This is a genomic window from Streptomyces boncukensis, from assembly GCF_011045075.1.
Lineage (GTDB): Bacteria > Actinomycetota > Actinomycetes > Streptomycetales > Streptomycetaceae > Streptomyces > Streptomyces boncukensis.
In genome coordinates, this window is the sequence record NZ_JAAKZZ010000630.1 from 1 (window position 1) to 3,715 (window position 3,715).

At 71.3% G+C, this 3,715-nt stretch carries 2 protein-coding genes and 2 rRNA genes; 1 reads left to right on the forward strand and 3 read right to left on the reverse strand.

The features are described 5' to 3' along the window. Window positions 1-1,792 (forward strand): IucA/IucC family protein (locus tag G5C65_RS33275; RefSeq protein ID WP_241266237.1); only part of this gene is annotated, 1,792 nt, incomplete at its 5' end. A gap of 29 nt (window positions 1,793-1,821) precedes the next feature. On the opposite strand, the gene G5C65_RS33280 is transcribed toward G5C65_RS33275, so the two are convergent. The 3 genes from G5C65_RS33280 to G5C65_RS33290 form a co-directional block, all read right to left on the reverse strand. Next, window positions 1,822-2,511, reverse strand: a complete 690-nt coding sequence (locus G5C65_RS33280; RefSeq protein WP_420903387.1) for a hypothetical protein — start codon at window positions 2,509-2,511, stop codon at window positions 1,822-1,824. An 814-nt stretch (window positions 2,512-3,325) separates the two neighbouring features. Beyond that, window positions 3,326-3,442, reverse strand: a 5S ribosomal RNA gene (gene rrf / locus G5C65_RS33285). An 83-nt stretch (window positions 3,443-3,525) separates the two neighbouring features. Beyond that, window positions 3,526-3,715 (reverse strand): 23S ribosomal RNA (locus tag G5C65_RS33290); the annotation flags it as partial.

The window sequence follows — 3,715 nt, forward strand, 5'->3', positions numbered from 1 at the left end:
CCCCCTCGCCCCGCACGAGGCCGTCGCCCATCTGACCCCCGAGCACTGGGAGCACGCGACCCGGCTCCTGATCCGCAAGGCCCTCGCGGAGTTCGCCCACGAGCGGCTGCTGTCCCCCGAGCCGGCGCCGGACACCCAGGGCACCTACACCGTCCGCTCCGACGACGGCGCCACCAGCTACCGCTTCACCGCGCGCCGCTTCGCGCTCGACCACTGGCAGGTCGAACCGGGCAGCATCACCCGGCACCGCGACGGCGCCAGGCTCCCGCTGGACGCGCTCGCGTTCGTCACGGAGCTGCGCGGCACCCTCGGCCTGGGCGAAGCGGTCCTCCCGGTCTATCTGGAGGAGATCAGCAGCACCCTCGCCGGCACCGCGTACAAGCTCGCCCGGCCCTCACCCGACGCCGCCGAGCTGGCCGCCGCGGACTTCCAGACCATCGAGACCGGTATGACCGAGGGCCACCCCTGCTTCGTCGCGAACAACGGCAGGCTCGGCTTCGACAGCGCCGAGTACCGCGCGTACGCGCCCGAGGCCGCGGCCCCGGTGCGGCTGATCTGGATCGCCGCGCACCGCGACCACACCACGTTCACCTCCGGCGCCGGCCTGGGCTACGACAGGCTCGTCCTGTCCGAGCTGTCCGCCCCGGTGCTGCGCCGCTTCGCGGCCACCATGACCGCGCGAGGGCTCGACCTGGACGACTACTGCCTCATCCCCGTGCACCCCTGGCAGTGGTGGCACAAGCTCTCCGTCACCTTCGCCGCCGACATCGCCCGGCGCCGCCTGGTCTGCCTCGGCTACGGCGACGACGACCACCTCGCCCAGCAGTCCATCCGCACCTTCTTCAACAGCAGCAACCCCTGCAAGCACTATGTGAAGACGGCGCTCTCCGTCCTCAACATGGGCTTCGCCCGCGGCCTCTCCGCCGCCTCTATGAAGGCGACCCCCGCCATCAACGACTGGCTGGCCGACCTCGTCGCCCGCGACGAGGTGCTGCGCCGCACCGGCCTGGGCATCCTCCGCGAACGCGCCGCCGTCGGCTACCACCCGGAGGCGTACGAGGCGGCGGCACCGGCAGGCTCCCCGTACCTCAAGATGCTCGCCGCGCTCTGGCGCGAGAGCCCCGTGCCCTCCCTGCGCCCCGGCGAACGGCTGAGCACCATGGCCGCGCTGCTGCACACCGACTGGCGGGGCCACTCCCTCGCGGCGGCTCTCGTCGAGCGCTCCGGGCTCGCCCCCGCCGACTGGCTCCGCCGCTACCTGGACGCCTACCTCACCCCGGTCCTGCACTGCTTCTACGCCCACGACCTGGTGTTGATGCCGCACGGCGAGAACGTCATCCTCGTCCTCGACGAGCGCGGCACCCCGCGGCGCGCCCTCTTCAAGGACCTCGCCGAGGAGGTGGCCGTGCTGAGCGCGGACGCGGAGCTCCCGCCGGAGGCCGAGCGCATCCGCGCCGACGTCCCCGAGGACATGAAGGTCCTCTCCCTCTTCACGGACGTCTTCGACTGCTTCTTCCGCTTCCTGAGCGCCACGCTCGCCACGGCCGGGACGCTGGACGAGGACACCTTCTGGTCGACGGTCGCCGACCACATCACCGCCTACCAGAAGTCGGCGCCCCAGCTGGCCGAGCGCTTCGCGCGCCACGACCTGTTCGCGGAGGACTTCGCGCTCTCCTGCCTCAACCGGCTCCAGCTCAGGGACAACCAGCAGATGGTCGACCTCCAGGACCCGGCCGGAGCCCTCCGGCTCGCGGGCACCCTGCGCAACCCGCTGGCGGCGTACGCGCGCTGAGGGCCGGCCGGCCAGCCGGGAGACGCGGACTATGCGGTGCCGCTCCCGGTGCCCTCACCCTCGGGCGCACCCTCGTCCTCGCCGGCCTCCTCGGCCTCTTCGTCGAGGGCATCGACGAACTCGATCCCGTCCAGCTCCGCCAGCCGGTCCGAGGCGTCGGTCGTCCCCTGCTGGTCCGCCTCCAGCGCCTTCGCGAACCACTCGCGCGCCTCGTCCTGCCGCCCGACCTCCAGCAGGGCGTCCGCGTACGCGTAGCGCAGCCGGGCCGTCCACGGCTGCACGGAGTTCGACGCCAGCTCCGGGCTCTGCAGGGTCACCACCGCGGCATCCGGCTGCCCCATGTCGCGCCGTGCCCCCGCGGCCACCAGCCGCATCTCGACCTGGCCCGTCTTGTCCAGCTTCCGCACCTCGGGCTCGCCCGCCATGGCGAGCGCCTTCTCGGGGCGCCCCATGCCGCGCTCGCAGTCGGCCATCACCGGCCACAGATGCTGCAGCCCCGTCATCCGCCGCGCCGCGCGGAACTCGGCCAGCGCCTCGGCGTACTTCTGCACGCCGTACGCGGCGAATCCGGCCGCCTCGCGTACGGACGGCACGCGGGAAGCCAGCCGCAGCGCCACCTTCGCATACCCGTACGCCCGCTCCGGCTCCTCGTCCAGCAGCCGGGCCACCATCACCAGGTTCTTCGCGACATCGCCGGCGAGCGTCTTCGGCAGGCTCATCAGCTCCTGCCTGACGTCCTTGTCCAGCTCCTCGCCGGTGATGTCCTCGTCGATCGGCAGCCGCCGCAGCGGCTCCCGCTCCCGATCGCGGTTCCGGTCACGGTCACGGTCACGGTCGCGGTCCCGGCCCCGGTCGTCGCGCCGGAAGCCCTGCCCGCGCCCACGTCCGTCATCCCGGCGCCCCCGAAACCCGTCACGCCGCTCCCGCTCCTGCCCACGGTCACGGTCGCGGCCCGCGCCCCGGTCACGGTCCCCGCCCCGATCCCGGTCACGGTCCCGCTCGCGCCCCCGGTCACGGTCCCGATCCCGGTAACGCTCACTGCCCCGGTCGCGACCCGTGCCACGGTCCCGGTCTCGATCCCGGTCACGGTCTCGATTCCGGTCCTGGTCATCACGCCCGCGTCCGGCGCCACTCGGCCCACCGGGTCGCTGGCCGTACGGACGCCGAGCGCCGCGCTCATCGTCCCGGCGGCGCCCCCGCTCGTCGCGGTCGCTCCGGTTGGTCCGGTCGTCCCGGGGGCGGTCGTCCCGCTGGGGGCGGTCGTCGCGCCGGAAGCCTGCCCGCCCGCCGTCCCTGCCGGCGCCCTCACGCCTGGGTCCACGGAACCGGTCCTCACCCTGGCGCCCGCCCGACGGGCGGGGCCGACGCTCGGGACGATCGCGATCGTCGGAAGAGTTGGTGGACATCGACGTGACTCCTGTCTGGAGGTGCTGCACATCATTCTCGCGCAGCCGTACCTATGACGCTCAGTGAAAACAAAAAGGCCCCTGGCCTTCAGCGCATGAACGCTGAAGGCCAGGGGCCTCAAAAATTGTTCGGCGGCGTCCTACTCTCCCACACACTCCCGCATGCAGTACCATCGGCGCTGTAAGGCTTAGCTTCCGGGTTCGGAATGTGACCGGGCGTTTCCCCTACGCTATGACCACCGAAACTCTCGGGACAAGCGAACAAGCACTCTCTTCAATTGAGATGCGGTTGTTGTCTCAGAAACCACACAGTGGACGCAAGCAGCTATGGACAAGCCCTCGGCCTATTAGTACCGGTCACCTCCACCCCTTACAGGGCTTCCAGATCCAGCCTATCAACCCCGTCGTCTCCAGGGAGCCTTAACCCCTCACAGGGGGCAGGAGTCCTCATCTCGGAGCAGGCTTCCCGCTTAGATGCTTTCAGCGGTTATCCTTCCCGAACGTAGCCAACCAGCCA